The sequence below is a fragment of the Oleiphilus sp. HI0066 genome, assembly GCF_001635725.1.
Window position 1 is genome coordinate 1 of record NZ_LWFH01001467.1, and the last position, 1860, is coordinate 1860.

Genomic DNA, 1860 nt, shown 5'->3' on the forward strand with positions numbered 1-1860 from the left:
AGACACAAACGCTAAACTTTCCCGAGCGCACTGTGTTGGTGAGTGACGAGTTGACGCCGACAATGCTAGGCGAGGTGCCGCGCGAGAATCTTGTTGGCTTAGTGTCCATTAAAGGTTCGGGTAGTTCGCACGTTGCGATTCTTGCGCGAGCAATGGGCATACCTACCGTTATGGGCCTAGTAGATGTTCCGTTATCCAAGCTTGACCGTTGTGAGATGGTCGTTGATGGTTATAACGGTGACATTTTAATTTCGCCTTCTGCAGAAATGCAGGCGCATTATGCGACGGTATTGAATGAAGACAAAGAGCTTGATGAAGACTTAAAAGAGATCATCGAGTTACCATGCGAGACAACTGACGGACATCGTATTCATTCTTGGGTAAATACTGGCTTAATGGCAGACGTGGTGCGTTCGCTTGATCATGGTGCAGAGGGTGTCGGTCTGTATCGAACCGAAGTGCCTTTCATGATTAACGAGCGTTTCCCAAGTGAATACGAGCAAATGCTGTATTATCGAGAGCAGCTCGAAGCGTTTGCTCCGAATCAAGTGACCATGCGCACACTCGATATTGGTGGAGATAAAGCCTTAACGTATTTTCCTATTGAAGAGGAAAATCCTTTCTTGGGTTGGCGTGGTATCCGCGTCACGCTAGATCACCCTGAAATCTTTTTGGTGCAAATGCGCGCCATGTTAAAAGCTAGCCAAGGCCTCAACAATTTACGCATCATGTTACCAATGGTGTCGAGTGTGAACGAGGTAGAAGAAGCCTTGCACCTTATTTATCGTGAGTATCACGAGGTTCGTGCAGAAGGCTATCAAGTCAATATGCCGCAAGTGGGAGTGATGGTTGAGGTCCCAGCAGCGGTCTATCAGGTGCGCGAGTTGGCTGAACGCGTCGACTTTTTATCGGTGGGTTCAAACGATTTGACGCAGTATTTGCTGGCTGTAGATCGTAACAATCCGCGTGTTGCGCCTTTATATCATTCATTCCATCCTGCAGTTCTTCAAGCTTTGTACAAGATCGCGCAAGATTCTAAGGGTATGCATGTTCAGTTAAGTATCTGTGGCGAGCTAGCGGGTGATCCGGCTGGCGCATTATTGCTTATGGCTATGGGTTATGACGCCCTTTCGATGAATGCTTCGAATCTATTACGCGTAAAAGCTGTGTTGCGAGGCGTGAGTTTGGAGTGGGCGCAAGACTTGTTGAAAGAGGTCTTGATGCTTGATTCTTCGTACATTGTTGAGAGTACATTAACGCTAGCACTAAAAGAGGCTGGTTTTGATAGATTCTTACGTAGGTCTCGTTTAGCTGAAGTGAAATCTTCCGCGGCCTTATAATCTCTCGAAAAGTCTTATTCTCGGCTTAATCCCGCATCGCTAAGTTGATCGAGATAATCCTGCCACAGACTTGTTTGTTCTAAAGCAAGTTTTCGTAAGTAGTCCCACGTGTACAATCCCGAGTCATGTCCGTCATCGAAGCTAAGCTTGAGGGCATAATTACCGGCTTGTTCTATGCCGACTAACTGCACTGACTTTTTACTGTGTTGTAGGATGGGTTTGCCATGGCCGCGCACTTCAGCAGAGGGCGATAATACGCGCAATAACTCAAAGCTCAGTGCATAGTCGCCATCGGCATAAGATAAGGCGAGTGTACGAGACTGTTTTTTGAGTTCAATGCGCGTTGGGATCATCTTAAGAGTTCGCCGTCTATAGAATGTATTGACTTAAGTCTTCGTCTTCTGCCACTTCGTTGAGCTGTTCGTCAACATACGCAGCGGTCACTTCAAACTGCTCTCTTACGCTGTCGCCCGCGTCGTAAGATATTTGCTCAAGAAGGCGCTCTAATACTGTGTGCAAT

Annotated in this window: 2 protein-coding genes; one reads left to right on the plus strand and one right to left on the minus strand. The window is 47.0% G+C overall.

Annotated features, from left to right (window positions below):
• Positions 1-1340: phosphoenolpyruvate--protein phosphotransferase (gene ptsP, locus A3738_RS22750; protein ID WP_068763874.1), on the plus strand; the 1340-nt coding region annotated here is incomplete at its 5' end.
• A 14-nt stretch (positions 1341-1354) separates the two neighbouring features.
• Here ptsP and A3738_RS22755 read toward each other — a convergent pair.
• Complete coding sequence (locus A3738_RS22755; RefSeq protein WP_068473934.1) at positions 1355-1693, minus strand: gamma-butyrobetaine hydroxylase-like domain-containing protein; 339 nt, start codon at positions 1691-1693, stop codon at positions 1355-1357.
• Positions 1694-1860 lie beyond the last annotated feature (167 nt).